Below are 26,671 nucleotides of genomic sequence, written 5' to 3'. Positions count from 1 at the left end.
TTCTTGCGGTTAGAGTTGGACGATGAGCCAGCCGTTTGGAGTGGGAACGGCGGCGTAGGAATAGATGTCGTCAGAGACGACCAGGCCAAGACGGGGCGGCAGAGGAACACCCGTCCAATCGGTGAGAACGAGAACGGCTGCGCGTTGCGGCATTCTGCTCGACAGCGCACGGCGCTCAGAGATATCGGCTAGCGTGATGCGATTGGCGGGGATGGTACGCACAGCCTTACGCAGGCGCGGCTTCGGCGCGATTGCCGGCTTCACCGGCTGCTTATCCGGCGATGCGGCCGGAAGATGGAAGACGGTGTCGACCATCTTCAGCGCAGGCATGGTGGTCCGGAACGACGCCGGTACATAGCGGGCAGCGGGCATGATGCTTGCTTCCATCGGGAGTGCGGGTCGCGGAGCGAAGCTGATCAGCTGCGGTTCGCGAGCGAGCGTGAACGCGCCGGTCATCATCCCTAAAAGCAGTGCGCTGGTCACCAGGCGCATCTGCCTGCGTCCCATCACGCTCTCCGGCCCACGCAGGATGCGGCGCACGCGACGGCCCAGCTCCGACTGCCGCTCCCACGCTCCCAATACCAGCGAAGCGCTGCGGCGCAACATCGAATGTTCCGCGAGATTGACCAGGCAGGTGGCATAAGCCTTGCGGGCGCGGGTGAGATGCAGCACGCGGTCGTCGCAGGCCAGCTCGCGTTCCGCGCAAAGACGGCGGTCGACAAACAGCAGGACAGGATTCAGCGGGAAGAGGACGACGCTGAGCTTCTGCAGGAGGTTGGTCCAGTCGTCGCCGCGGCGCAGGTGCTCCATCTCGTGCATCACGATCTGTTCCAGCTCGGATGCCGGGAGCTTTTCGTAGAGAGCCAGCGGAATCAGAACGCGCGGAGCGAAGAAGCCGATCACGCTTGGACGATCGACATCCGCCGAAACGCAGAGCCTTGCGGAACGAAGGCGCGTGCGCAGCAGCACAGCGCATTCCGGAGAGGCGGCGACGGGGATTGCCCTCTTGGCGATCCGATGCAGGCCGATGGCGCTGTGAACCAGCTGTGCCGCGCGGACCAGGGAGAAAACAGCCCAGAGCGCGACGATGGCCATGCTCCAGCGCAGGTCGACATGTAACGTCTTTGCAGCCCCGAGCTGCGCCTCAGCTGAGCGAATGCCGAAGAACGGGACGAAGTGCAGGAGAACGACAAACAGGAGCACCGCCGTCCACAGAGCCGAGCGGACGGCCGCAGGGATTCCCTTCACGAGGTGAAGGCAGAGAGCGATACTCGCAGCCAATACGGTGCCTTCCCAGATCGCGGTGACCAGGGAGCCGGCAAGCGCGGCGGAAAAAGTGCTGAGGATGCCCGTTGCGTGTTCCATCACTAGACCTCCTCCGGCTGGCCGGCAAAGTCGTCGGGTGCGCTGGCGATGGCATCTTTCAGGCGCTTCAGCTCTTCGGGAGAGACGTCGTCATCTCCGAGCAGCGAGAGGAGCAGCCGCTCGCGGGAGTTGCCGAAGAAGCGCTGCAGCACGTGGCGAACCTCGGACTTGCTGGCCTGGAACTCATCAATGCACGGACTGTAGAGAAAGGCGCGGCCCTCCTGGCGATGACAGACATAGCCCTTGCTCTCGAGGATGCGCACGGTGGTGAGAACCGAGGTGTAGGCCAGGGTTCGCTCGCCGGAGACGGCAGCGACAATATCGGAGACAGCCGACTCGCCGCGTTCCCACAGAACCTTCATCAGCCGGAGTTCGGCTTCGGTCAGCGTGATGGATTTCTTCGGAGGCATTGAAATTCGTTCAATCCTTCTGACGAGCAACTAAACAATTAGTTAGCACAATTTTTGGTTGGCCGCAAAATTCTTTTTTCGTGGACAGGGCAAATCTCGTTATCCCAGGAAGGCTTCGGCTATATTCAAAACACCCGTAGCGTTCCATAAATCCATCACTTTCCAGCAGATAAGGCATCCGATGAGAGGATTTCTCCCCGCGGCACTGCTCCTAATTACGGCTTTTGCCGTGAGACCGACGGTTCCGGCCTTTGCGCAGGCGCAGGGCCCCGGTGATCGTTCAGCCGACAATCGCTTCAATGTGGTTGGCGCCACCATCGCCGAGACGCAACAGGCCATCCGCGAGGGACGAACCACCTGCCGCGCGGTGGTACAGAGCTACCTGGCTCGCATCAGTTTCTACGATCAGAAACCGATGGACGGCCCAGGCGGCAATCAGCGCCTGAACTCGATTGTGCTGGTCAATCCCAACGCTCTTGCCGATGCCGACGACTGCGATCACAATTTCGCCGCCACGCACACGCTGCCTCCGCTGGGCGGCATCGCTGTGCTCATCAAGGACAACTACGACACGATGGGATTGCAGACCACCGGCGGCTCCCTGGCCATGAAGGGCTTCCTCCCCGAGCGCGACGCCACCATGGTCGCCAGGCTGCGCGCAGCCGGAGCCATCATCCTGGCCAAGACCAACATGGCGGAGTGGGCTTTCAGCCCTTATCTGACCGCCAGCTCCATCGCCGGCATCACGCGCAATCCTTATGACCTGACGCGTGTGCCGGCGGGTTCGAGCGGAGGCACCGCCGCCGCCGTCGCGTCCAGCCTGGGCGAATCGGGACTTGGAACCGACACAGGCAATTCGATTCGCGGACCATCGTCGCATAACGATCTCGTGGGCATTCGCCCGACCATCGGCCTCACCAGCCGCAGCGGCATCATTCCGCTGTTTGCGAATAACGATGTCGGCGGACCGATCGCGCGCACCGTGGCCGACGCCGCTGCGCTGCTGACGGTGGTTGCTAAACCAGATTCGGCGGATCCAATCACGTGGCATAGTACAAGGCGACCGAAGCTCGGTTACACGCAATTTCTCGACCGGCATGGACTGCGCGGCGCGCGCATCGGGGTCTTCCGGCAGTACTTTGATAAACCGGAGACCGATCCGGAGGTGAAAGCAGTGACCGAGCAGGCGCTGAAGACACTGCAGCAGGAGGGCGCGGTGCTGGTCGATCCCTTCACGATCCCCGGCTATGACGACCTCACGAAGAATCTGTGGTGCGGTGATTTCGAGGCCGACCTAAACGCTTACCTCGCGAAGCATCCGAACGCGCCGTATCACGATCTGAAGTCCATCGTTGCGTCGGGACTTTATCTGCCCTACATCGAAGAGGAGATCAAAGGAGCCGTCGCGCCGCCTAAGGCTGACGACCGGCGCGCGCCATGCCCTGACGTCTATCACGATGCGCCGAAGATTGCCTTCCGCAACGCATTGATGGCGGCGATGGCGAAGGATCACCTCGACGCCATTGTGTATCCGACCTGGAGCAATGCGCCACGCAAGGTGGGCGACACGGAGAGTCCCGCAGGCGACAACAGCCAGGTGCTCTCGCCGCAGACCGGCTTTCCGGCCATCACCGTGCCTATGGGCTTCACGCACGGCGCGCTGCCGGCGGGGCTGACGATTCTTGGGCCGGCATTCAGCGAAGCCAAGTTGATCCGCTACGCCTATGACTTCGAGCAAACCACGCAGCAGCGCAGAGATCCGCCGCTCTTTCCACCTTTGCCGTAACTTTTTGGAGACGATCCCTCATGAAAATTCTTGCGTCTATTGTTCTCAGCCTCTCTTCCCTGTCGCTGCTCGCGCAATCCGCTCCGCAGCAGCCTGAGCCGGTGGAACACACCTATGTCATTCACAACTTCCATACCGAGAGCGGCGTCACGCTGCCGGAGGCAAAGATTGTCTACGGGACATATGGGCATTTGAATGCTGCCGGGGACAATGCCATCCTGCTGCCCTCGCATTACATGGCGAACATGAAGGGCTACGGATGGCTCATCGGACCGGGCAAGGCGCTGGACCCGGAGAAGCAGTTCCTGATTACATCCGAATTATTTGGCAACGGCCGCTCTTCGTCGCCGAGCAATACGCCCGAGCCGTTCCACGGGCCGCGCTTCCCCGTCACGACGATTCGCGACAATGTTGAGGCCGTTCATCAGCTTCTTACCCAGGAGCTGGGCGTGAAGCACCTGCAGGCGGTCATCGGCTTCTCCATGGGTGCGCAGCAGGCCTTTCAATGGGCTGTCTCTTATCCCGATTACATGGACCGGATCGTGGCGACTTCCGGCACGGCCAAGACCTATGGACATGGCATTGTGCGGCTGGAGAGTGAGATCAACGCGATTGAAACGGATGACGCATTCAAGGGCGGCGATTACACCACAGAGCCGGTGAAAGGCATCCAGTCGTTCTCGCTGGTGTGGACGGCGTGGTTGTTTTCGCAGGAGTGGTGGCACCAGGAGTTGTGGAAGACGGAAGAGCCGGCCGGGCGCACGCTGGCGCAGGTGATCGAGAACTACAAGACGCACTTCATTCCGGACGCCGATGCCAACAACCTTATCCTGCAGATGCGTACCTGGGAGCAGCACGACGTGGGGACGACTCCGGGATTCAACGGCGATACGACGAAGGCACTCGGATCGATCAAGGCGCAGGTCCTCTACATGCCATCGGCGACCGACCTGTACTTTCCGGTGACCGATGCCCGCACCGAAGCGCCGCTGATTCCGCACTGCACCCTGCTGCCTATCCCGTCGTTGTGGGGACATCCTGCGGGAGCGGGGGCAAGCCCGGCGGACGAAAAATTTCTCAATGGGAACGTTGCCGCGTTTATGAAAGGCCAGCCTCTACACCCGTAATGAGATAACGCGGAATCAAATAGGAGAAGCAAATCTCACGACTTGTTTCTCCTCGCCACATGAGGAAAACCGCAGTATCGTGCAAGAGACGGGGTGGGATATCGATTCCCATTTACACTGATGCTTCGCAACAGCACTGCCTTCGATTCACCGGGCAAGATTTCCGGAAGGAGATGTTTCCAATCCATCGCATGCGGCCGCGGGCTTTCAATGGCACGAGACAAATCCTTCAAGTTGCGTCCATTGCTTTGATGATGGTCCCCGCCGCGTCGCATTGTTTCGCGCAGAGCGTACCCGATTCTCCAGACAAGGTCTGGCACTCGAAGGCGGAGCAGAGTCTGGATCGCGAACTGGCTGCGCGTCCCGAGGCGAAATACGACATCGATGCTGCGAAGGTTTACACGCTGGCTGAGTTGATCGACCTCGCGCAGCGGCATAATCCGGAGACGCGCGTCACCTGGGAGCAGGCCAGGGCGAGAGCAGCAGCTGTGGGAATCGCACGGGCCGCGTTCCTGCCGACTATTGCCGCAGTCGCGCTGGCGGCAACGGAGCGTACGGCAACGTTAGTCAACCAGTATTTTCAACGGCAGACCATTGCCGTCTTCGAACCGACGCTGCATGTCGAATATCTGGTCTTCGACTTTGGCGGCCGGGGCGGAGCGGTCGATGTGGCCAAGGCCAACCTGCTGATCGCGAACCTCGAGTTCAACAACACGCATCGCGAGGTTATCTTCAAGGTGTCGTCGGCCTACTATCGCCTGCTGAATGCGATGGGCCAGCGCGAGGCGGCAGAGGTGAGCCTGAAGAATGCGCAGACGGTGGAAGAGGACGCACAGAACCGGCTGGACAATGGCCTCGCCACCAGGCCCGATCTGCTAGAGGCAACCGCGGCGCGGGCGCAGGCCGACTACGATCTGCAGGCGACCATCGGAGCGGAAGATATTGCGCGTGGAGATCTGGCGACAGCGATGGGACTGCCTCCCGAGATACAGTTCAAGGTGCAGGACATCCGAGAGTTGAGCACGCCGAACGCGATGGTCGACTCCGTAGACCAGGAAATCGATCGCGCCTTTGCGCAACGGCCGGAGCTGATGCAGCAGGTGGCTCGGGTGCGCTCCGCTGAAGGCACCATCAGGCAGGCGCGCTCGACCTACTTTCCCACGCTTGGCTTTAGCGGCGATGGAGGCGAGGCCCGCGCGTACGGACAAACCAATCTGTTTCCCGGCGGCTATGCAGAGGGTGAAGTGTGGACCGTTGGCCTGCAGCTCAAGTGGACGCTCTTCGACGGCACACGGCGGGAGCATGAGATTGCCGAGGCCAAGGCAGAGAAGCGAGCTGCGCAGGCGAACATCGATGCGCTTCGCGACCAGATCTCCGACGAAGTATGGACCGCCTATTCGAATATGAGGACGGCGCTCCGGCAGCAACAGGCCGCGACAGCTCTGCTGACCGCCTCCGATCAATCCTATGAAGCGGCACGCGAGTCGTACGGGTATGGAGTACGGAATTTGCTCGATGTAGTGTCGGCGCAGAAGACGTTGGCCCAGGCGCGATCGGAAGAGATACTGGCGCGTACGCAGCTGCTATTGCAGGTTGCGGATCTGGCGTTCCGCACCGGCGACCTGATTCAGGTTCAGCCTCCGCCGAAGCCCGCGCCATGAAGCGCAAGGATGGAACGACTGTGATGAAACAACGAGGATGGGAAGAAGAACTGAGGCTCGTGCAGCTTTTGCAAAAATCGATGGCACCGCTCCTCGGATTGGGTGGTTTCAGCCTCCTGGCGGGCTGTGGGCGGGCGCCATCGTTCAATATTCTGGGCTCGTTTTTCCCTGCCTGGCTCATCTGCATGATCGTGGGAATAGTGCTGGCAGGCATCACGAACTGGGTGCTGGCGCGTTTCAAACGGGACAGGTTGATTCAGTGGACGATTGTGACTTACCCCTGTCTGGCAGCGTTTTTCGCATTCACGTTATGGCTGATTTTCTTTAGTTAGGGCAACTTATGACACTCGACGAATCATCGCAAAGCAGCAACCGCGCGGGCCGCGTCGTAAGCGTCGTAATCATCTTGTGCGCCACGATTACCGGACTGCTGGTTCTCAACAAAGTCACGAACGATCCGCGTACCGACGACGCCGAAATCTTCGCCAACTATATTGGCATCGCCCCGCTGGTGAACGGACCCATCACCAAGCTGAATGTCGTGGATAACCAGCTGGTGAAACAGGGAGAACGTCTCTTCGAAATCGACGGCCGCCCCTACGCCTACGCGCTGGCGCGGGCGAAGTCGGACCAGGTGGCGCTGGCCGGTGAGATCAACGACGAGCGTCGCGTCATCGCCGGCAAGGTAAGCGGCGTGGATGTGGCCAAGGCCAGCGCGCTGAGCTCGGAGGCCAGCCTGAATCGCTCCTCCGCAGCCATCGAGCAGGCGAAGGCCGATGTCTCGAACGCCAAAGCCGCGGTAGAACGCGCGAACGCGGACCTGGCCTATGCGACGAATAATCTCCATCGTATCGAGCCGCTGCTGGCCAAACAATTTGTAACTGTGGACCAGATCGACCAGGCGCGCACGCTGGAAATCACGCGCTCGCAGGAAACCCATCAGGCACGCGCGCAGCTGGCCCTGGCAGAAGCCGGACTTGACGCCGCCAAAGCGCAGTACGCGCAATCGCAAGCCACACTCGTACAGAGCCATCAGCAGGTGCAGCAGGCCTCTCATAACGTAACTACGCTCGAACCGCTGGAGGGTCAGGTCTCAGGCAAGCAGGCCGTGATCGACACTGCGCAATACAACTTCGACAACTGCAAAGTCGACGCCCCCTTCGATGCCCGCGTGACCAACCTGATCATCTCTCAGGGCGCCTACGCTACGGCCGGACAGCAGATCTTCACTCTGATCGATACGCGGACATGGTGGGCTATCGCCAACTTCCGCGAGACCCAGCTTCGTCATATCCGCCCCGGCATGCCAGCCGAGGTCTACGTGCTGTCCCGTCCCAATGTTCATTACCAGGGTGTCGTGGATAGCGTGGGTTTCGGCGTAACGCCGGATGCCGATCTGATCGGAAGTTTTTCGCCGCCCGGCCTTCCCGATGTGCAGCGCACGCTCAACTGGGTCCATCTCGCTTCGCGTTTTCCGGTGCGTGTACGCCTCGAAGCCCAGCCGAACGAAGTCTTCCGCCTTGGAGAATCGGCGGTTGTCGTCATCCGCGGTGAGTCTTCTCTGGCTACGCGGAGATAGCCATGGCCTCCTCCACGATCCAGCTTCCGCATCGTGCCCGCTTTAGCGACTGGTTCACCGCCTTTCTGCGCAGCGAACTGGCTCCCTATCCCGGCCGCGGCGCGACGGTCGCGCGCATGGTCATTTCTGCCACCCTCACCATGATCATCATCGTCACCTTCCGTATTCCGGGTGGCGTCGTCGGCGCGCTCTGCGCCTTCATTCTTTCGCGCGAAAACCTTCTCTCCACGGCGAAGTCGGCTATCTCCATCGTGGCCGCCTTCGTCATCGGCGGCCTGTTCGTTCCTATTGGTGCGCGCATGTTCGCGTCCATTCCCGTCACCCACTTTCTATGGGAGGCGGTCAGCCTCTTTATCGTTTTCTTTCTCCTTCGTACGCTGACCAATTTTGCCCTCGCCACCGGCCTCAGCATCGTGGCAACCAATACCCTTTCGATCTGGTATCTGCCCGGCCCCGCGCAACACAATGTCGAACTCACCCTTTGGCAGGTGTTGGGCACATTCATCGGCGCGCTGGTCACACTTTCGGTAGAGGTCGTGTTCCACGCCTTCAGCAAGCGCGATGAATTGAAAGACGGAATGCACGACCGTCTCAAAATCATCGAAAGCATGCTTCGCACCTATGGCGCCGGCAAGGCCGCCGACCCGGAGACCAACCGGCTCCTCTCGCAATACGCCGTCGTCGGCGTCGGAGCTTTGCGCCGCTATATTACCCGCGCCAACTTCACATCGATACAACGCATGCAGAGCAGCGCTTTGATCTCTGTCATCGGCCGCAGCATGGATTTCGCAGCAGCCCTCGCCAACGCCTATCCTGTCCTCGATACCGCTCTGGAGCGGAGAGCAGCTTTGCTGGCTGAGCACGTCGCCGAAATCCGGGTGTGCATGGAAGAACAGAGATCGCCTGCATCATGGGAGCCGGAGCGCGATCAAGGCGCCGCCACGCCGCTCTTTTCCGAGCTGGAATCGCTGCTTGCACTCATTCCTTCCATCTATGCCAGCCAGACATCGATCGATCCGCGGATGCAGATTCTGGAAGCCGAACAAACATCGAACCGCCTCTTCGTCGAAGATGCTTTCTCCAATCGCGAGCATCTACGCTACGTGCTGGGCGGCACCCTCGCGGCCATGCTTTGCTACATCACCTACGTCTCACTCGATTGGCCGGGCATCTCGACCGCCGTCACCACCTGTGTGCTCACGGCTCTCACCAACATCGGCTCATCGCGGCAGAAGCAGGTGCTGCGCATCGCGGGAGCATTGCTGGGCGGCTTTGTTTTTGGGCTCGGAGCGCAGGTCTTCGTGCTGCCCTACATCGACTCCATTACCGGCTTTACAGTTCTATTCGCCGTGGTTTCGGCCATCGGGGCGTGGGTTGCCACATCCAGCGCGCGTCTTTCCTACGCAGGATTGCAGATCGTCGTCGCGTTCTATTTCATCAACTTGAGCGAATTCAGCATTCAACTGTCGCTGAGCGCGTCCCGCGACCGCGCCATCGGCGTGCTGCTGGGGATTTCGATGATGTGGCTGGTCTTTGAGCGCCTCTACCCCCGCGCGGCATCCGATCAGATGGTTCGCATCTTTGTCCGCAATCTCCGGCTCATGGCCACGCTGGTCACCGAATCCGGCATTGGCGCAGATGCCGACACCATCGTCCTTATTCGCAAACAGCGGGATCAGGTCTACCGATATTTCGGCGAGGTCAACGCGCAGGCCGATGCGGTTCCCTTCGAAACCGGACCGGATCGTGCGGCCCACATGGCTGCGCGTGATCGCATCCGCCGCTGGCAAACGTCGCTGCGCACGTTTTATCTCATGGAGATTCCGCTGCTTCAGTTTCGATTGTTCGGCGACCCCAGCCGCATCTCCGAAGCTTTTCGCAATATCGAGCGCAGCTTTCTCGAAGACTGTTCGCGGGCGATCAATCACGTTGCCGACCGCCTGGAAAGCCAACTCGACGGCAAGCCCTACGAACATCCTCCACACCCCGGCCTGCAGAAATTCCTGGAGAGCTTAGAGGCCAGCGAGCACACACCGATCTCGGCACAGGAGGAGGGCCTGCTGCGCTTGACCAAAACGATCTCCGCGCTCCTCGACCGGCTGGAAGCGGAGGCCGCATCGGAACCGCTTTTCGCTACGGAATAGCGATGGTGAGCCTGGCCTGGGGGCCGGCTTCTGATGCGACCTTATCAAAATAAGAGGCAACCTTCCGCGGCCTCAGCACGTATACTTCATTCCCACAAGCCAGATGATTGAGCAACGCGGCTCAAGCCATATCTGAGAGATGCGAGGGAGATACTGTGCCACTTACAATCACCGGTCTGACTAAGACATATTCCAACGGCGTGCAGGCGCTGAAGGGACTGAACCTCACCGTCGGAAATAACATGTTCGGGCTGTTAGGCCCGAACGGCGCGGGCAAGAGCACGCTGATGCGCACCATCGCGACGCTGCAGGAGCCCGATGCGGGCGAGATCTGGTTAGACGGCATCAATGTAGTCAAGCAGAAAGAGACGGTGCGTCGGCTGCTTGGCTATCTCCCTCAGGAGTTCGGGGTCTATCCGAAGATTTCAGCGTTGGACATGCTCAACCATCTGGCCGTGATGAAGGGCATTACCAGCAGCGGTGAGCGCAAATCGATGGTCGAAGCGTTATTGCAGCAGACCAATCTTTGGGATGCGCGCAAAAAAGCGCTCAGCACTTATTCAGGCGGCATGAAGCAGCGCTTCGGCATTGCTCAGGCGCTGCTGGCGAACCCCAAGCTCATCATCGTGGATGAGCCCACGGCCGGCCTCGATCCAGTCGAGCGGCATCGCTTCCTGAATCTGCTCAGCGCCATCGGGCGCGACGTCATCGTGATCCTCTCGACGCATATCGTCGAAGACGTTCGCGAGCTGTGCAATCGCATGGCGATCATCAGCAACGGACAGGTGGTTCTCGAAGGTGCGCCTTCCGAAGCGCTCGAAACCCTGGCTAGCCGCATCTGGAGCAAGCTGGTCACCGACGAGAGCGAACTGGAGGCCATCGAAGCACAGATGCAGATCGTCTCTGTGCAGCTGCTGGGCGGTGCGCATGAGGTTCGCGTCTACGCCGAGAGCGATCCCGGCAACGGCTTCCGCCCGGTCGATGCCAACCTCGAAGATGTGTACTTCCTCAAGATCGAGAGCGGCGCCACCACGGCAAAGATCAACTGACCCGATCCCGCTTCAGGCCCGGGAGGGCGACGCCATGTTCTTAGATTTTCTTCTGTTCGAGCTGAAGCTGCGCTTCAAAAGCATCTCGACTTACGTCTATTTCCTGCTCTTTTTCCTGCTTGCCTTCCTGTCGGTCGCCGCTGAGGACTTCGGGCCGACGGGCGCGGGCAAGATTGCACTCAACGGCCCCTACAGCACGCTGATCATCTTTGCCGAGTTTTCAGCCTTCGGTATTTTGGTGATGTCGGCGATCTTCGGCCCATCGATCCTGCGCGACTTCCAGCGCGATACCTATCAGCTGGTCTTTACTAAGCCGATCGGCAAGCTGCCCTACCTGGGCGGCCGATGGCTGGGCTCGCTGATCATCACGCTGCTGATCCTGACCGGGCTGCCGATCGGAGAGATCCTCGGCAGCTTCGCGCCATGGGCCGACCACACGCGGATTCAGCCGATTCATCTGGCCATGTATGCGAAGCTCTTCTTCGAAGTCTGCGCCATCCAGGTCTTCTTTGTGGGCTCGCTCTTTTTCACGGTGGCCGCGCTCACACGGAAGGTCGTCACGGTTTACCTGCAGGGTGTGATCTTCTTCGTGATCTACCTGATCCTGGCCATCTCCGTCTCGCAGACACGCTCCTTGAATTACTTCTGGCCATCGGTCTTCGATCCGCTGGGCATATTGTGGACCGAAAACATCACGCGCTACTGGACGGTCGCCGAGAGAAATACTCTCATCCCCACCTGGACCGGAATGTTCCTCTGGAACCGCGTGCTGTGGGCAAGCGTCGGCCTGCTTTCTCTTGTCGTTCTTTGGATATTTTTTCCCATGTCGGCAGAAACGCTGACCGCGCGGGCCTCGAAGAAGAAAAAGAAAGTGGAGCAGGAGGATGCGCGTCCGCCGCGGGCTCGCTTCGGCGTGAAGCTGCCTGTCGTGCATCAGGTCTTCGGAGCGCGCACCAGCCTGCTGCAATTCTTCAGCCTGGTGCGGCTGCGCATCAACAACGTAGTTCGAGAGATTCCTTTCTGGGCAATCGCCCTGGTCATGATCGTCTACGTCATGATCAACGGGCATTTCGCCGGACGCCTCGATGAATCGAACGTATGGCCTTTAACCTTCCTGATGCTGCAGGCAGTGGAAGGCTCGGCCATGCTCTTCTTCCTCATCGTGTCGACGCTTTACGCCGGCGAGCTGATCTGGCGCGAGCGCGATGTCCGCTTCGAGCAGATTCACGATGCGCTGCCCTCACGCGAGTGGATCGACTGGCTGAGCAAGTTCTGCTCATTGGCCATCGTGGAGCTAATTTTGCTGACGGTGGTGATGGTATGCGGCATTCTGTCCCAGGCGATCCAGGGCTATTTTCACTTCGAGCTTCTCCACTACTTTAAAGAGCTCTACCTCATAACTTTCGCGCAGGTTGTGATTTATATCCTGCTGGCGCTGTTCATTCAGACAATTCTCGGCAATAAGTTCATGGCGCATGGCGTCGTCGTTGGATTCTTCGTCCTGGTGCCGGTGCTGTATCGCATTGGAATCGAGAATCGCCTGGTGCTCTACGGCGAGATTACGCCGTACACCTACTCCGACATGAATGGCTACGGCCACTTTGTCGCCGCGCTCATCTGGATTTTGGTTTACTGGCTGGCGATCGGTGGACTAATTGGAGCTGTCTCTGTCCTGCTGCATCGACGTGGGAGCGATTCCTCGTGGAAGAGCCGCCTGCACAGCGCGGGCCAGCGAATTCCGGGAGTCATTCCCGTATCGGTGCTGCTCATTCTCATCGCCGCAGGCAGTGGAGGCTGGTTCTACTACAACACGCATGTGCTGAATGTCTTTCGCACCGCGAAGCAGGCGCGCCACTTGCAGGCGGATTACGAAAAGCTCTACAAAAAATACGAGAAGCAGCCGCTGCCCAAGGTGATCGCAGTCGACACCACGGTGAACATCTTTCCTGAGCGCCGGTCGTTCTCCGCGACCGGATGGTACATCCTGCTCAATCGCACGACGCAGCCGATCAGCGATATTCATATCACCGGAGCACGCGATTCCGTTGACGAAATCCACTTCGACCGTCCTGCGCAGCAGACGCTCAATGACAAAGCGCATTGGTATTTCATCTATCATCTCGCCACGCCACTCGCGCCGGGCGACAAGCTGCGCATGGACTTCAAGTGCTCGTACAGCTCGCATGGATTCAAGGACGGCAACGAGCGCGCGGAGTTTGCTTACAACGGAACCTTCTTCGATCAGGATTATTTCCCATATCTCGGATACAACCGCGGCATCGAGCTGGATAACCCGGTGCGACGCCGGGAAGAGAAGCTTGGTCCTTACGCGGAGATGGCGCCCCGCGGCGATCCCTATTACTCGCAGGCCAATCTCTTCCGCCCCGACTCCGATTGGGTCACTTATCACACTGTAGTGAGCACATCGGGAGATCAGACGGCTATCTCGTCCGGATATCTCCAGAAGCAATGGACACAGGATGGCAGGAATTACTACGAGTACAGCATGGGGTCGACCGACATCGCCGACTTCTTCTCGTATCTTTCGGGTCGCTACGCGGTGAAGCACGATAAGTGGCAGAACGTGAACCTCGAGGTTTACTACACGCCGCAGCACACCTACGATCTTGACAAGATGATCGGCGCGTCAAAGGCCGGCCTCGATTACTACACGAAGTACTACAGCCCTTACCAGTTCGCGCAGTACCGCATTCTGGAATACCCCCGCTACCGCGAGTTCGCGCAATCTTTTCCCAACACCGTTCCTTACTCCGAAGGCATCGGATTCATCGGCCGGGTGCTCAAGCCGGAAGATATCGACTTCTCTTACTTCGTCACCGCGCATGAGCTGGCTCACCAATGGTGGGCACACCAGATTATTGGCGCCGATGTGCAGGGCTCGAACATGATGTCCGAGAGCCTTGCCGAATACTCTGCGCTGCGCGTGATGCAGCACCGCTACGGCGACGCCAACATGCGCCGATTCCTTCGCCATGAGCTCGATGGCTATCTTCGCGGACGCGCAGGTGAGGTCCGCCATGAGCCACCGTTGCTGCTGGTGCAGAACGAGCCCTACGTCTGGTATCAGAAGGGCTCGCTGGTGCTCTATGCGCTCAGCGACTACATCGGCGAGGACACGCTCAACAACGCGCTGGGCAACTACCTTCGCCAGAATCGCTATGCCGGGGGCCCTTATCCCGATACGCGGGGCTTCGATGCGGCGTTGCGCGGCGCAACTCCCCCCGATCTGCAGTATCTGATCACCGATATGTTCGAGACCATCACGCTTTACGATAACCGCGTCGTCTCGGCGACCTGGCAGGAAACTCCGGACCATAAGTACAAAGTGGTGATGACGGTGAAATCGCACAAGTTGAAGGCCAATGGCGAAGGAGCGGAGCAGGAAGTGCCGATTCACGACCTGATCGAGGTAGGCGTCTTCTCGGGAAGCAAGGATCACGAGCAGCCGATTCACGTGGAGAAGCAATGGATCACGCAGAACGACTCGACCATCATCTTTGTTGTCGACCAGAAACCGACCCGGGCGGGCATCGATCCGTATAACAAGCTGATCGACCGCAATCCCGAGGACAATATGACCGACATCGGCAAAATGTAACTAAGGCGGTTACTTTTCAGCGGCGGCCGGAATCGCAGCGGTGTGTATCCGTATACAGCGCTGCGATTCTTCCTCCCTTTGATCGTCAGAATGACGGCTTTCGCGCTGTGGATTGGCGGTCTTCGGAATGATGAGCGTGTGCGACTTCAGTGCGGGTTATCGATCACGTAAATCTGGCTGGTGGCCGCGGCTATTTCGGTATAGAGGATAGTCTTTGCATCCGGCGAGACAGTCAGACCGGCATATCCGCTTTGCACTGGCGCTATCACGCGACTCTGACGCGAAGAGAGATCTAGAAACTGGATGGCCAGCCCATCTTCTGATCGCGCGATGAAATATACGCCTCGCGCGGCCAACGCAAAATTGTGGAAGAGGACTGAAGGCAGCACCGGCTCGGGTTTGCCCGATGGCAGACGCATGCGCCACAGCGCGGCGTCCTTGTCTCCACTGCCGAGATAGTAGAGCCAGTGTCCATCGGGTGATTCGACAGGCGCGTAGCCGCCCTGCGGCGTAACCTGGATGGCACGGCCGCCACCCTGTGGCGAGGCCTTCCAGACTTGATAGACGGCAGTTTGGCGCGAGGTGAAGTAAATCCACTGGCCGTCGCGGGACCACGATGGATAGATCGAATCCACGTCGGCGGAGGTGACCGCATGCGCATTGCCGCCTTCAGCCGCAGTTGTATAAACCCGCGCATGGCCACCGAGGGTGGAATAGTAGGCGATCGACTTGCCGTCGGGCGACCAGCTTGGATCGCCGGTGTTGGCGTTGTCGGTCCAGGTGAGTTGATTGCAGCCCGATCCATCGCGATTGCAAACCCATATTTCAGAGACCTCGGCGCGTCCGGAAGAGAACGCTACCTTGCTTCCGTCCGGCGAAAACATGGGAGCGAACTGATCGCGTGAAGAGCTTGCGAACTTCGCGGAAGCGCCCGAAGGCTGGTCAGAAGATGAAAGGTTGAGCCTGCGGATTTGGAGATTTCCTCCCACGGTTCGGGTATAGGCCATGCGTGATCCGCGCAGCGCGACCGAAGGCCAATTGCCTCCCCGCCCGGTCTCGACCAGCAGCTTCGGAGCTGCGCCACCCTCGATCGGCAGGGTCCACATACCCAGAGCCGAGGGATAGACGATGCTCTTTCCGTCCGCGGTCCACGCGGCACATTGGTTCACCGGCATTGCTACGGGGGCAACGCGACCTGACGGAGACGCTCCTTCGTTCATCGCCAGCATGTAAAGCTTGCCGGTCCACTCCGGCCTTAATGTGGCGCGACGAAACAGAAGATGCGTGCCATCGGGAGAGGCCGAGACGCAGTGATCGCCGATGTCGCCATCGGGAGGGAAGGTAACCTGCCGCAACTTTCCACTGTCGATCGAGAGCACGTGGAGCGCACTCACACCGCTCGGTGTCATGCTCTCCACAACCAGGGAGCGGCCGTCGCCAGACCGTCTATCACTCACCCATGCGAGGTAGGGTCCCGAGAGCTGGGATATATCGGGCAGCGTGATCTCGGCTAGCCGGCGCTCCAGTCCTCCGAGAGCCGGCACCAGCAGCACCAGATAGTGGTTTCCCCCGTTGACCTGGCGAAGAAATGCGACCGAGTTTCCATCCGGCGACCATGCCGGCGCGAAGTCGTCGGCGGGATCGGTGGTCAGGCGCAGCGGCGCGCCCTTCAAGGGTCCGTTCGCCGCGATGGACTTTACATAGATATCGAAGTTTTGCGGGTCAACGCCATTCCAGGAGAAGGCGATGTGACTTCCGTCGGGAGAGAGCGATGGCTGCTGCACCATTCCGGCATAATCGCCCAAAGGCGCAACCGTGAGCGGTCCGCTTGGGTGTGGCTGCCGGACGCGCCACCACAGTGCGGCCGCCATCGTCGCCACCAGCAACACAATGGCAGCGACGGCCATGCTCTTCGTCCAGATGCGGCGGGTTGAACGCCGAACTCCTCCCCGCATCTCAGCCAGCGATGCGGTCGGCACCTTCTCCACCAGTTGCATCGCCTGTCTTACTTCCTCGGCTGACTGCCAGCGCTCTTCGGGTTTCTTGGCGAGGCTCTTTTCGACGATCGCTTTGAGACCGGGCGGTTGTAGGACACCGAGGTCGGGCGTGCGGTGCAGGATGTCGCCGATCAGCGTGGCCTGGCTGGCGGCGGCAAAGGCGCGTCGTCCCGTCGCCATTTCGTAGAGGATGAGCCCCAAGGAGAAGAGATCGCTGCGGGCATCGCACTCTGCACCCTCCAACTGCTCGGGCGCCATGTAAGCCAGTGTTCCCTGGATGGCGCCCGGTTGAAGAATGCTTTCCGTGGTCGTCGAAAAAGATGGAACGCTGCCGTTCTGTATCCCGATTTTGGCCAATCCAAAATCGAGCACCTTGATGCCGGTCGCAGTGAGCATGATGTTGCCCGGTTTCAGATCGCGATGCGTGATGCCTCGCGCATGAGCCGCGGCCAGAGCCTCCGCGATCTGAGCGCCGAAGCGCAGGACTTCGTTGGTGGGCAACGATCCACGGTCGAGCCTTTGAGCCAGCGACTCGCCCTCGACCAGCTCCATCACCAGGTAGTTGGAGCCGACATCGTAGAGTGTGCAGATATGGGGATGATTCAGCGCGGAGATGGCGCGCGCCTCGCGCTTGAAGTTCGCTCCCGGTATCTCGGCGGAAATCTTGATGGCTACGGGTCGCCCCAGACGCGTATCGACGGCGCGATAGACCTTGCCCATGCCGCCCGAGCCCAGCAGTCCCTCGATCTCGTATGGACCGAGGCGCGAGCCCTCGGGTAATGTCGCCGACAGCGCAGCATCCGGCACGTATGGGGCTGGGGAAGTATGCGGACTGCTCTGCGCGAGCAGCATCTCGACAGCGTGGCGGATTTCGTCGTCTCCGCCAGTGGCCTGCGCGAGAAAGCTGGCGCGGCCATCGGGTGGGAGCTTGAGAGCCTGCTGGAAGAGCTGTTCTACTTTCTGCCAGCGTTCCGGAGTCATCGTTTAAGCAAAGAACATCGCACCGATGATACTGCATCGCTGGGCGAAGACCTGATGATTTACTGCCTCAAAAAAAACAAGCCCGGAATGGCTATCCGGGCGAGATCGATGACCAACCTTTGAGTGCGAGCGGGGTGTTCCCTCAGTGGCTAAAGCCGCACTCATCTTGCTTGATTTACGTACGGCCTGAAGGCCGTACCCTTCAAAGAGCAAGACTTTGTCAGCAGCAAAAGCCCGGATAGCTATCCGGGCTTTCGCTGACTTGCTCTTACAGGCTGACTAGCTGGCCGCTTCTTCCGTCGCCTTCACCTGCGCCACGGTCCAGTTGGGGTCGCCAACCTTGAAGCGCGCGAAGCGGCGAACCGAGAGGTTCTCGCCCAGCTTGCCGACCTTGGTTGCGATGATGTCCTTGATGGCGACCGTCTGCTCTTTGATGAACGGTTGTTCGAGCAAGCAGACTTCCTCATAGAACTTGCTCATCTTGCCTTCGACGATCTTCTCGACCACCGGAGCCGGCTTGCCGGTCGCTGCGGCCTGCGCGCGATAGATATCCTTTTCGCGCTCCAGATCTTCGGCGGTGACGTCTTCCTTGCGGATGTAGCGGGGATCGGTCGCCGCGATGTGCATGGCGATGTCCTTCAGCAGATCCTGGAAGTCCTCGGTGCGGGCCACGAAATCGCTCTCGCAGTTCACTTCGAGCAGCACGCCGATCTTTCCGCCGGCGTGGATGTAAGTTCCGACCGCGCCCTCGTTGGTGGTGCGCGAAGCCTTCTTCGCAGCCGACGCCATGCCGCGCTTGCGCAGAATGACGAACGCCTCTTCCATATCGCCCTTCGACTCCTGCAGAGCCTTGAGGCAGTCACCCATCGGCGCGCCAGAATTGTCGCGCAGTTGCTTTACCAGCTTGGCATCGATTTTTTCAGTCACAGTAGACATCCCTTTGTACCTGCTCCCTCAATTTTAGAATCCCATGAACGCGCTGTCCCGGCTCATCAACAGCCTGTAAATAGAAGAGGCGCATTCTGTCGCAGAATTCAGATTTCTGGTTGGCGCGAAGCGCGTGGGCCTGGACGGCAAGTCCACATAAAAAAGCGTGGCCGTTTGAAAGAACGCAGCCACGCTTCCCCAACTTCTCCACGGCCTTCAGGCCATTTCCAAAGTCTTAATAGCTGCTTTCCGCTGCCTCGGCCTCGTCCAGAGCCGCAACGATCGCCGGAGCCTTGCGGATTCCGCCGCCCAGTGCCGCTTCGAGGTCGACAACTTCAGTCTCGGCAGCAGCTTCGGCAACCGGAGCTTCCGTCGCACCCTCGGCGCTGGCTTCGATGTCGGTCTGCGTGGTCACGCCCGCAACCTCGGCATACTGCTTGTCGCCCGAGATCTGCACACCCTCGATCACCGAATCGGAGATCTTCGAGGTGAACAGGCGGATGGCGCGCAGCGCGTCGTCGTTGCCTGGAATTACGTGGTCCACAACCGTGGGATCGCAGTTCGTGTCGACAACCGCAACCACCGGGATGCCCAGCTTGCGGGCTTCCTTAACGGCAATAGCTTCGTTGTTCGAATCCACGATGAAGAGCGCATCGGGCAGGCGGCGCATGTTCTTGATGCCGGCGAGATTGGCCTGCAGGTGCTTGCGCTCGCGCTCGAGCTTGATGACTTCCTTCTTGGTCAGAAGGTCGTAGCGGCCGTCCGTGGCCATATCGTCCAGTTCCTGAAGGCGCTTCACCGACTTCTGCACCGTGACCCAGTTGGTCAGCAGTCCACCCAGCCAACGCTGGTTGATGTAGAACATGCCGCAGCGGGTCGCCTCTTCGGCGATGGCATCCTGCGCCTGCCGCTTGGTGCCGACAAACAGGATGACCTTGCCGGTAGCCGTCAGGTCAGTGACGAACTTGCTGGCGTCCTTGAACATCTTCAAGGTCTTCTGCAGGTCGATGATGTAAATGCCGTTGCGCTCGCCGAAGATGTATTCCTTCATCCGCGGATCCCAGCGCTTCGTCTGATGCCCGAAGTGAACACCCGCTTCGAGCAGCTCCTTCATGGTGATCGTGGCCAAACAGCCTCCTCAGTGAATTGCATCCCGGCCTAAAGAACAGAAACGGCCAAAGACCGGGATTGATTCCCTCTTGGGAAAATTTAACTACTTAAAAACTAGAGCTCAGGGCCCAGAGCACAGTGTTCGGTAGAAACTGTGCTCTGAGCTCCGTGCACTGAAAACTAGCGCTTCGAGAACTGGAATCTCTTACGGGCACCCTTCTGTCCGTACTTCTTCCGTTCTTTCTGGCGCGCATCGCGCGAGAGCAGCCCTTCGGCTTTCAGGGTCTTGCGCAGCTCGGCATTGAACTCGAGCAGAGCGCGGGAGATACCCATCTTCACCGCATCGGCCTGCGCGCTTACGCCGCCGCCACGCACGGTGGTCAACACGTCGAACGAACCCTTCAGCTCGGTCAGGATCAGCGGACGAACCGCCGAAACGCGCTGCTGTTCGGTGACGAAGTAGACATCGCTGGGCTTACCGTTGACCGTGAAGTTACCGCTGCCAGGGCGAAGAAACACGCGGGCGATCGCCGACTTGCGCCGTCCCGTTCCGTAATACTGAACCAAATCTGCCATTCTCTGTCCTGATCTCTTCTAAAGATTTTTAAGCGTTGATCTCGAGCGGCACCGGCTTCTGCGCCTGATGAGGGTGCTTGTCGCCCTTGTAAACCTGCAGCTTGGTTGCCATCTGGCGACCCATCTTGGTTTTGGGAAGCATGCCCTTGATGGCCTCCTCGATGACCTTTTCCGGACGCCGCGCGATCAGGCGAATGAAGGACTCCTCGCGCAGACCGCCGGGGAAGCCGGTGTAGCGGCGATAGACCTTCTGCTGGCTCTTCAGCCCGGTCAGACGCACCTTTTCGGCGTTGACGACGATGACATGGTCGCCCATATCGATATAAGGCACGTACTTGGGATTTCTCTTGCCGGCCAACACGCTGGCCGCTTCGGTCGCCAGACGGCCCAGGGTCTTGCCCGTGGCGTCCACCACAAACCATTTACGGTCAATCTCGTGCGCGCTCGGAATATATGTCGACATCGTTCTTTCCTTCTCCTCAGAACATCGCTCCGCATGACCCAGCCCGGAACCGGCCTGCGAGACTTAATCCCGCCTAAAAAACGCAAATTGCCCACGCGCAAAAAGCAGCCGCGGACCTGAAATTCCCCGCAGCTTACAGAATGCTGTTCGCGTGAGGCTGGCGCAGATTCACTTCCATCGGTTTCCCACGTTCACATCCCGGCTAAACGGATCAACAAACAGCCAGGCAGACGCAGACTGCGCAAGGACTTTAGAATACGTCAATTTCTGGACGGGGTCAACGAATTCGGCGGGGAATGACTTTATTAGCCTTGCGGCTCCGGCCGAAGCCCTTTGGCGGCCGCGATCTTCAATTGTGGCAGATCGTGCTCGACTGTGTCCCATACGACTTTGTCGTCTACTCGATGATACTGATGCCTAAGAATATTGCCCATCCCGCGCAAGCCCTTCCAATCCGGTCCCGGATACAGCGCCTCGGCTTCACTGCCGAGACGGACTGCAGCTTCGCTGAGAATCTGCATTTGGCGTTCTACAGCAGATCTGGTTTTGGCGTCGTTTTGATAGAGCAGGAAATCCACTCCGGCCAAAAACTCGTCGATAAGGGCGATACTCTCCAGAATGTCGCGCAGACAGCTCTGAGCGTTGCTAAAAGGCAAGAACAGCCTCGCTCATGGCCTTTTGGCGAACGGACTCCTTTAGCCAACTGACCGTGGAGAGGTCAACTTTGGCGTCCAACAAATCGCCGATCTCGATTTCCAGACGACCAACGCTCACGAGGGTGTGGAGCTTCGACTGATCGAACTCCGCCAGAAGATCGATATCGGAATCCAACGAGGCTTCGTCTCTAGCGACTGATCCGAAGACAGACAGATGCACAATCCCGGCAGCGCGGAGTTCCAGCTCGTGAGAGCGCAAGGTCTCGATAACGTGGCGCCTGTCCATACCAAGACTCTGGCACAGATGGCCATCTATATTCAATATTTCCGTCGACTCTAGAGCTATTCACCGTTTCGGCCTCAGAGTATCGAACATTGCTCCCGGCATTCGTTGCATGCGATCCGAAGTATTACTACTTGATAAATTTCGACAGCGAAGTGTAACTGAAACCGTAACCCTCCCTCGAATGGGCAGGCACGCTTTTCCGACACATTGAGGCGCGTGCCTGAAATCCCCCTTCCGAGGAGTTCCAGTCATGCGAAAGAGCATTCTATCGCTCGGCATTGCGGCAACCTGTGTTGCCGCTTCGTTCTCACCGCTCTATGCCAGCAGCTCAAGCGAGTATGTGTACGTGGAAAGCAATACCGCCGCCGCGAACAGCAACTCCATCTTTGCCTTCAAGCGCGGAAGCGGCGGCAATCTCACGCCGCTCCCGGGCTCGCCATTTCTCACCGGAGGCGCGGGCGTACAGTACACCGGTCCGAATCTCGGGCCGTTCGACTCGGACCAGGAAGTCATCACCAATCCGCAGAACACGCTGCTCTTTGCGGTCAACCCCGGCAGCGATAGCATCGCGGTCTTTCACATCGATGAAGATGGATCGCTCAAGGCGGTCGAGGGCTCTCCCTTTCCCTCCGGCGGCAACGACCCGGTGAGCCTGGCGCTCAACGGCAACACCCTGTACATCGCCAACCAGAGCGGTGACTTCGGGCGCCCGTCGACCATTCTGCCCAACTACACAACCATGACGGTCGAGCCGGATGGCATTCTGGTGCCGGTCGGGGACGCCACTAACGATAGCTCGCATCCATTCGAGCCGACGGTGAGCGTCGCCGCAGGAAGCTCGCCTTCGCAAGGGCTCTTCGTACCCGGCACCAATCTCCTCATCGGCAACAACTTCCTGGGCGGCCTGATCCAGCCTTTCCAGGTGGATTGGCAGGGACGCCTGCAGGCTCAGCCGGCCATTGCGCTTCCCGCATCGGAGTTCGATGCGACCACCCCGCGCTTCCCGCTCGGCCTGGCCGCTAATCCCAGCACGCCTATTCTCTATGTGGGCTATGTCACCGCCAATAAGATGGGCGTGTACCGCTATAGCCAGAATGGCGCGCTGAAGTTTTTGCGCACCGTTCCCAATGCCGGCCAGGGCATCTGCTGGATTCGCTCCAATAAGAGCGGCAACCGTTTGTACACTACCGACACCACGACCAACCAGATCAGCGTCTACGATGCGACCGACCCTGAATTCCCGGTCGAGATTCAGACTCTGACGCTGCAGGGCGTAGGCAATGCTTTCCAGATCTCGGTCTCAGAGGATGGAAAGCACGTGTACTCCATCTCCCAGCGAGACTCGGCCTCTTTCCCCGCAGGACAGGGCAATGTTCTGCATACCTTGTCCGTGAACAGTGACGGCACGCTGGACGAAACCGGCACGCCTATCACCTTCAATGTGCCCGCCACCACTCGTCCTCAGGGAGTTGCGGTCGTCGACCTGCAGTAGTGCTCACCCGAAAGCAATAGCGAAGCCCCTCGGATGTTCGAGGGGCTTCGTTGCTCTACGATTGCTGTTAGCGAATAGCCGTCTCGCGGCTCTGTGTTTTGGACGCTACCCTGGCCACTCTGCGGGTATTCGTGGCAAGCCCGCAGGCCAGTGGAGGATTAGCCATCTGCTTCACGAAGACGCGGTAGCTGATGGTTCCCGGCTGCAAGGTCGACCAGTAGCTGGTGCGCGATACCACGCCCTTGTGTTGATCGATCATCTGGTGGTCGAGGATCTTCACTCCACACTCGAGGTTGTTCTTCGGCTGCAGGATGGTCTTGGCCGGATCCTTGGGAGGAAGATTCTTATCCGCATCCCAGTTGAAGTCGCAGCCGTAGCGCTGCTGATCCTCATACGTCAGCTGCAGCAATCCCTCGCTGCGCACTGCCCGGTGAGTTACAGGATCGATGACCGCAACAGCGGGGTCGGTGTGGCGGACGCGGGTATCGGGATCGAGGCCGGCTTCAGCTCCGGCAAGCGCCTGGAAGAAGTAAGCCCAGAAGGCGCGCTTGTCGACTTCGCTCATTCCATAAAAGCGTGGACAGAAGCGGCGAACATCGCGTGGCACCGCGGTCGAGAGCATTTCTCCGGGAAGCGCCTTCTCGACGATGGCGTCCCATTGCGGGTCCCAGGTGGCGCCACCCAGCTCCACTTTTTTGGCGTCGATCGGCGTGGCCGGAGCAGGCTTGGTGATTGGGGCTTGAGGCTGCGCGACTGGCTGCACGGGAGCCTCGTGCTTCGCGCATCCGGAAGCGGCGAGAACAAGTCCCACACTCAGCAACGCGGCAATCGCTGCGGGCAATCGAGCCGATATCTGACACACATCATGCTTCAAAGTGGACATCCCTTCGCGGCCAAAAATCCCGCACACACACGCCGAGTGTCTGGATGCCCCGCGAAGAGATTCCGTTGCCATGGAACGACAGCTCTTCGTTCTCACGAAAGCTGAGATTGATAATGGACCTTAGGGGAGTTCCCTCAGCGGCTGAAGCCGCGCTCCTTTTGCCTGATCTACGTACGGCCTGAAGGCCGTACCCTTCCAAGACCAAGAATTTCTCAGCAACCAGGGCTCATCGTTCTCATGAGAGCTGGCAATTTTTTGTTGTCAGGGAGGGGATCAACGCGCGCAACAGAAACTCGTGATTTCCCTCTGCACCTTGAATGGGGGAATCGATCACTTCGATCTCGACTGCGCCGAGCGCGATCACACAATCCCGCACCCGATCGATGGCCAGCTGGTGAGCAGCGGGATCGCGTACGATGCCGCCCTTGCCGATATGCTCGCGGCCTGCCTCGAACTGGGGCTTGACCAGCACCACCGCTTCCAGACCCTCCGGCCCCGCAGCCGCAGCGGCGACGACGGCCGGGAGCACCAGCGTTGCCGAGATGAACGAGACGTCCATCGAGAGAAACCGGATGCCGGGTGGCAGTTCTCCGGGAGCAAGCTTGCGGGCGTTCGTGCGCTCCATTAAAGCCACTCGAGGATCGCTGCGCAGCTTTTGCGCGATCTGCCCATAGCCGGTGTCGACGGCGAGCACCTTTGCGGCTCCGTGCTGCAGCATGCAGTCGGTGAAGCCGCCGGTCGATGCGCCCACATCGAGACAGAACTTCCCTCCAAGCTCGATTTTCCAGTGCTGCAACGCAGCTTCGAGCTTGAGTCCGCCACGGCTTACATAACGCAGATCCTCGCCGAGCAACCTCACATTTGCGTCGGGTGAAACGGAAGTACCCGGCTTTTCGAATTTCTGCTCGTCCACCAGAACGCGGCCAGCTAGAATGAGCGCTTGCGCCCGTTCCCGGGAGGGGGTTAAGCCGCGATCTACAAGCAACTTGTCCAGGCGGCACTTCATCGTATCTACTCTGACTGAATCCGATCCTCGGCACAAAAGGATGAGGCCCCCGACCGGATAGTTTCAGTGACTACTGCAAGTCGTTTTCAACTTTCTTGCTAAATTCGAACGCTCCTCGCAGAATACCCTTGGTTTCGAAAACATGCCTGAGGATTCCCAAAATCCGATTCCAAGCGCTCCCCGTTCTATGGATAGAACCGCGGTGAACGCTGGCCAAATCGAAGATGGCGTCTTGCTCGACAGGATTACTTCGGGCGATCAGGATGCGATGGCGCGGTTTTTCGAACGCTACTCCCCCATGGTGTATTCCGTAGCGCTGCGAGTTCTTAAGGACTCGGGTGAAGCGGAGGATGTTGTCCAGGAAATCTTTGTCAGGGTCTGGAAAAACCCCGCGGCCTTTGTTTCCGGGAAAGGATCGCTCGGGGGCTGGCTGGTTGTCGTCGCCCGCAATCGGGCCATTGACACACTTCGCCGCCGTCGTCCGTCTGATCCTATTGAATTGTTCTCTCTGCCTTCGTCGACCAATCTTGCCAGCGAAGCGGAGCGCTCGGTTCTGATGCAAAAAATTCGGGTGGCCATGCATGAGCTTCCCGTGGAGCAGCAGAAATCAGTCGAGCTGGCATATTTTGAAGGACTGAGCCATTCGGAGATCGCTCAGCAAACCGGAGACCCTCTGGGCACGGTGAAGACGAGAATTCGTCTTGCATTGCTTTCCTTGAGAAAGGTTTTGACCGCGTGAACGGCGCCAAGCACATCTCGCAAGAAGATCTCGCGCTCTACTCCATGCAGGCGCTCACGCCTGAGGAGCAGACCGAGGTACGCGACCACCTGCAAGGGTGCGCGGCTTGCAAGGCGGCCTTGCGCGATATTCTTGCGGAGGATGCCCTGCTCGGATTGAGCGTCGAGCAACAGGCACTTCCCGCGGGCGCACAGCAACGCTTTATGGCGCACATCGCGAATACTCCTCAGGAAACTACTCTGGGGCGGAGCGCCAAGGCTGAGCCTGCAGTTGTCTCAGCTGGTCGCAAGCCGGGCTCGGGCCTGGGCTGGCTGGGATGGGTGACCGCCTTCGCGGCCATCGCCGTTGCCGTCTACTTCGGATATGAGAGCCAGCAGCTCAAGCAGCAGCTTGGGAAAGATCAATCGGATATCGCACAGCTATCGGCGCAGGCCGATCGCGCCCAGGAGCTGACCGACGCGCTGACTTCACCGGCGGCGAAACAAGTCACGCTTACCGAGACCAAGCAGCCTGCGCAGCCGGTAGGACACGCTACCTATCTACCCAGCAAGGGCGCGCTGATCTTCGTCGCGAGCAATCTGCACCCGGTGAAGCCGGAGAAAACCTATGAGCTGTGGCTCATCCCCGCGAATGGAAAAGCTCCGATTCCCGCAGGTCTCTTCCGTCCGGACGCGACGGGCAGTGCCTCAGTGGTATTGCCGCAGCTGCCTGAGGGCGTAGAGGCGAAGGCCTTCGGCGTGACCATCGAAGATGCACAGGGATCAAACACGCCAACACTGCCGATCGTGATGGCCGGATCTTGAGAGCAGGGTTTA

The 26,671-nt window shown here is 59.4% G+C and carries 22 protein-coding genes; 11 read left to right on the top strand and 11 right to left on the bottom strand.

Annotation, left to right across the window (positions count from 1 at the left end):
• Nucleotides 1–9: 9 nt before the first annotated feature.
• Together XX99_RS01520 and XX99_RS01515 are read right to left on the bottom strand one after the other, a co-directional pair.
• The gene (locus XX99_RS01520) at nt 10–1,365 is read right to left on the bottom strand and encodes a M56 family metallopeptidase (protein ID WP_050057609.1); all 1,356 of its coding nucleotides are present in this window, start codon (nt 1,363–1,365) and stop codon (nt 10–12) included.
• 2 nt (nt 1,366–1,367) lie between these two features.
• Nucleotides 1,368–1,775 (bottom strand): BlaI/MecI/CopY family transcriptional regulator, encoded by a 408-nt coding sequence (locus XX99_RS01515; protein WP_050057608.1) that lies wholly within the window; start codon nt 1,773–1,775, stop codon nt 1,368–1,370.
• A gap of 181 nt (nt 1,776–1,956) precedes the next feature.
• Here XX99_RS01515 and XX99_RS01510 point away from each other — a divergent pair, with 181 nt between their 5' ends.
• From XX99_RS01510 to XX99_RS01475, 8 genes are all read left to right on the top strand, one after another.
• The gene (locus tag XX99_RS01510) at nt 1,957–3,561 is read left to right on the top strand and encodes an amidase (protein WP_050057607.1); all 1,605 of its coding nucleotides are present in this window, start codon (nt 1,957–1,959) and stop codon (nt 3,559–3,561) included.
• 20 nt (nt 3,562–3,581) lie between these two features.
• Nucleotides 3,582–4,688 (top strand): alpha/beta fold hydrolase, encoded by a 1,107-nt coding sequence (locus tag XX99_RS01505; protein WP_050057606.1) that lies wholly within the window; start codon nt 3,582–3,584, stop codon nt 4,686–4,688.
• A gap of 173 nt (nt 4,689–4,861) precedes the next feature.
• A complete protein-coding gene (locus XX99_RS01500) occupies nt 4,862–6,349 on the top strand; it encodes a TolC family protein (RefSeq protein WP_231581108.1) in 1,488 nt (495 codons plus the stop codon).
• Nucleotides 6,346–6,681, top strand: coding sequence for a YtcA family lipoprotein (locus XX99_RS01495; RefSeq protein ID WP_231581107.1), 336 nt, complete (start codon nt 6,346–6,348; stop codon nt 6,679–6,681). The genes XX99_RS01500 and XX99_RS01495 overlap by 4 nt, the downstream gene beginning before the upstream one ends.
• 8 nt (nt 6,682–6,689) lie before the next feature.
• Complete coding sequence (locus tag XX99_RS01490) at nt 6,690–7,928, top strand: efflux RND transporter periplasmic adaptor subunit (RefSeq protein WP_050057605.1); 1,239 nt, start codon at nt 6,690–6,692, stop codon at nt 7,926–7,928.
• 2 nt (nt 7,929–7,930) lie between these two features.
• Nucleotides 7,931–10,072, top strand: coding sequence for an FUSC family protein (locus XX99_RS01485; protein ID WP_050057604.1), 2,142 nt, complete (start codon nt 7,931–7,933; stop codon nt 10,070–10,072).
• Between the two features lie 155 nt (nt 10,073–10,227).
• Nucleotides 10,228–11,121: an ABC transporter ATP-binding protein gene (locus tag XX99_RS01480; protein WP_050057603.1), complete on the top strand. Its 894-nt coding sequence runs from the start codon at nt 10,228–10,230 to the stop codon at nt 11,119–11,121.
• Between the two features lie 34 nt (nt 11,122–11,155).
• Nucleotides 11,156–14,740 (top strand): ABC transporter permease/M1 family aminopeptidase, encoded by a 3,585-nt coding sequence (locus XX99_RS01475; RefSeq protein WP_050057602.1) that lies wholly within the window; start codon nt 11,156–11,158, stop codon nt 14,738–14,740.
• 146 nt (nt 14,741–14,886) lie between these two features.
• Here XX99_RS01475 and XX99_RS01470 read toward each other — a convergent pair whose 3' ends face one another.
• The 7 genes from XX99_RS01470 to XX99_RS01435 form a co-directional block, all read right to left on the bottom strand.
• Nucleotides 14,887–17,718, bottom strand: a complete 2,832-nt coding sequence (locus XX99_RS01470; RefSeq protein WP_082125161.1) for a protein kinase domain-containing protein — start codon at nt 17,716–17,718, stop codon at nt 14,887–14,889.
• Between the two features lie 279 nt (nt 17,719–17,997).
• Entirely contained in the window at nt 17,998–18,654 is a 657-nt protein-coding gene (locus tag XX99_RS01460; RefSeq protein WP_050057599.1) for a translation elongation factor Ts, read from the bottom strand.
• A 226-nt stretch (nt 18,655–18,880) separates the two neighbouring features.
• Entirely contained in the window at nt 18,881–19,774 is an 894-nt protein-coding gene (rpsB, locus tag XX99_RS01455; protein ID WP_050057598.1) for a 30S ribosomal protein S2, read from the bottom strand.
• 161 nt (nt 19,775–19,935) lie between these two features.
• Nucleotides 19,936–20,331, bottom strand: a complete 396-nt coding sequence (gene rpsI, locus XX99_RS01450; protein ID WP_050057597.1) for a 30S ribosomal protein S9 — start codon at nt 20,329–20,331, stop codon at nt 19,936–19,938.
• A 28-nt stretch (nt 20,332–20,359) separates the two neighbouring features.
• On the bottom strand, nt 20,360–20,794 hold the full coding sequence (gene rplM, locus XX99_RS01445; RefSeq protein WP_050057596.1) for a 50S ribosomal protein L13: 435 nt from the start codon (nt 20,792–20,794) through the stop codon (nt 20,360–20,362).
• Nucleotides 20,795–21,099: 305 nt separating this feature from the next.
• Nucleotides 21,100–21,450, bottom strand: a complete 351-nt coding sequence (locus XX99_RS01440; protein ID WP_050057595.1) for a HepT-like ribonuclease domain-containing protein — start codon at nt 21,448–21,450, stop codon at nt 21,100–21,102.
• Complete coding sequence (locus XX99_RS01435; protein ID WP_050057594.1) at nt 21,440–21,736, bottom strand: nucleotidyltransferase family protein; 297 nt, start codon at nt 21,734–21,736, stop codon at nt 21,440–21,442. Before XX99_RS01435 ends, XX99_RS01440 begins: the two co-directional genes overlap by 11 nt.
• A gap of 250 nt (nt 21,737–21,986) precedes the next feature.
• Here XX99_RS01435 and XX99_RS01430 point away from each other — a divergent pair, with 250 nt between their 5' ends.
• Nucleotides 21,987–23,228: a lactonase family protein gene (locus tag XX99_RS01430; protein WP_050057593.1), complete on the top strand. Its 1,242-nt coding sequence runs from the start codon at nt 21,987–21,989 to the stop codon at nt 23,226–23,228.
• Nucleotides 23,229–23,295: 67 nt separating this feature from the next.
• Here XX99_RS01430 and XX99_RS01425 read toward each other — a convergent pair whose 3' ends face one another.
• Together XX99_RS01425 and XX99_RS01420 are read right to left on the bottom strand one after the other, a co-directional pair.
• Nucleotides 23,296–24,111, bottom strand: coding sequence for a hypothetical protein (locus XX99_RS01425; protein WP_156185749.1), 816 nt, complete (start codon nt 24,109–24,111; stop codon nt 23,296–23,298).
• A gap of 235 nt (nt 24,112–24,346) precedes the next feature.
• Nucleotides 24,347–25,117 carry a TlyA family RNA methyltransferase gene (locus XX99_RS01420; protein ID WP_050057591.1) on the bottom strand — a complete coding sequence of 257 codons (771 nt, stop codon included), beginning with the start codon at nt 25,115–25,117 and terminating at the stop codon, nt 24,347–24,349.
• 202 nt (nt 25,118–25,319) lie between these two features.
• On the opposite strand from XX99_RS01420, the gene XX99_RS01415 reads away from it, so the two are divergent.
• Nucleotides 25,320–25,856, top strand: a complete 537-nt coding sequence (locus tag XX99_RS01415) for an RNA polymerase sigma factor (RefSeq protein ID WP_231581106.1) — start codon at nt 25,320–25,322, stop codon at nt 25,854–25,856.
• On the top strand, nt 25,853–26,659 hold the full coding sequence (locus XX99_RS01410; protein ID WP_050057589.1) for an anti-sigma factor: 807 nt from the start codon (nt 25,853–25,855) through the stop codon (nt 26,657–26,659). Before XX99_RS01415 ends, XX99_RS01410 begins: the two co-directional genes overlap by 4 nt.
• Nucleotides 26,660–26,671: the final 12 nt, after the last annotated feature.

This window comes from Silvibacterium bohemicum (assembly GCF_001006305.1).
Lineage (GTDB): Bacteria > Acidobacteriota > Terriglobia > Terriglobales > Acidobacteriaceae > Silvibacterium > Silvibacterium bohemicum.
This window is presented reverse-complemented; position numbering and strand designations above follow the sequence as displayed.

What these genes read in the sequence shown, in the direction of transcription:
- XX99_RS01435 (WP_050057594.1), bottom strand. Translation starts at nt 21,736, where the DNA reads ATGGACAGGCGCCACGTTATCGAGACCTTGCGCTCTCACGAGCTGGAA.
- XX99_RS01495 (WP_231581107.1), top strand. Translation starts at nt 6,346, where the DNA reads ATGAAGCGCAAGGATGGAACGACTGTGATGAAACAACGAGGATGGGAA.
- XX99_RS01490 (WP_050057605.1), top strand. Translation starts at nt 6,690, where the DNA reads ATGACACTCGACGAATCATCGCAAAGCAGCAACCGCGCGGGCCGCGTC.
- XX99_RS01460 (WP_050057599.1), bottom strand. Translation starts at nt 18,654, where the DNA reads ATGTCTACTGTGACTGAAAAAATCGATGCCAAGCTGGTAAAGCAACTG.
- XX99_RS01475 (WP_050057602.1), top strand. Translation starts at nt 11,156, where the DNA reads ATGTTCTTAGATTTTCTTCTGTTCGAGCTGAAGCTGCGCTTCAAAAGC.
- XX99_RS01420 (WP_050057591.1), bottom strand. Translation starts at nt 25,117, where the DNA reads ATGAAGTGCCGCCTGGACAAGTTGCTTGTAGATCGCGGCTTAACCCCC.
- XX99_RS01425 (WP_156185749.1), bottom strand. Translation starts at nt 24,111, where the DNA reads ATGTCCACTTTGAAGCATGATGTGTGTCAGATATCGGCTCGATTGCCC.
- XX99_RS01485 (WP_050057604.1), top strand. Translation starts at nt 7,931, where the DNA reads ATGGCCTCCTCCACGATCCAGCTTCCGCATCGTGCCCGCTTTAGCGAC.
- XX99_RS01430 (WP_050057593.1), top strand. Translation starts at nt 21,987, where the DNA reads ATGCGAAAGAGCATTCTATCGCTCGGCATTGCGGCAACCTGTGTTGCC.
- XX99_RS01505 (WP_050057606.1), top strand. Translation starts at nt 3,582, where the DNA reads ATGAAAATTCTTGCGTCTATTGTTCTCAGCCTCTCTTCCCTGTCGCTG.
- rplM (WP_050057596.1), bottom strand. Translation starts at nt 20,794, where the DNA reads ATGTCGACATATATTCCGAGCGCGCACGAGATTGACCGTAAATGGTTT.
- XX99_RS01515 (WP_050057608.1), bottom strand. Translation starts at nt 1,775, where the DNA reads ATGCCTCCGAAGAAATCCATCACGCTGACCGAAGCCGAACTCCGGCTG.
- XX99_RS01500 (WP_231581108.1), top strand. Translation starts at nt 4,862, where the DNA reads ATGTTTCCAATCCATCGCATGCGGCCGCGGGCTTTCAATGGCACGAGA.
- XX99_RS01510 (WP_050057607.1), top strand. Translation starts at nt 1,957, where the DNA reads ATGAGAGGATTTCTCCCCGCGGCACTGCTCCTAATTACGGCTTTTGCC.
- XX99_RS01470 (WP_082125161.1), bottom strand. Translation starts at nt 17,718, where the DNA reads ATGACTCCGGAACGCTGGCAGAAAGTAGAACAGCTCTTCCAGCAGGCT.
- XX99_RS01520 (WP_050057609.1), bottom strand. Translation starts at nt 1,365, where the DNA reads ATGGAACACGCAACGGGCATCCTCAGCACTTTTTCCGCCGCGCTTGCC.
- rpsI (WP_050057597.1), bottom strand. Translation starts at nt 20,331, where the DNA reads ATGGCAGATTTGGTTCAGTATTACGGAACGGGACGGCGCAAGTCGGCG.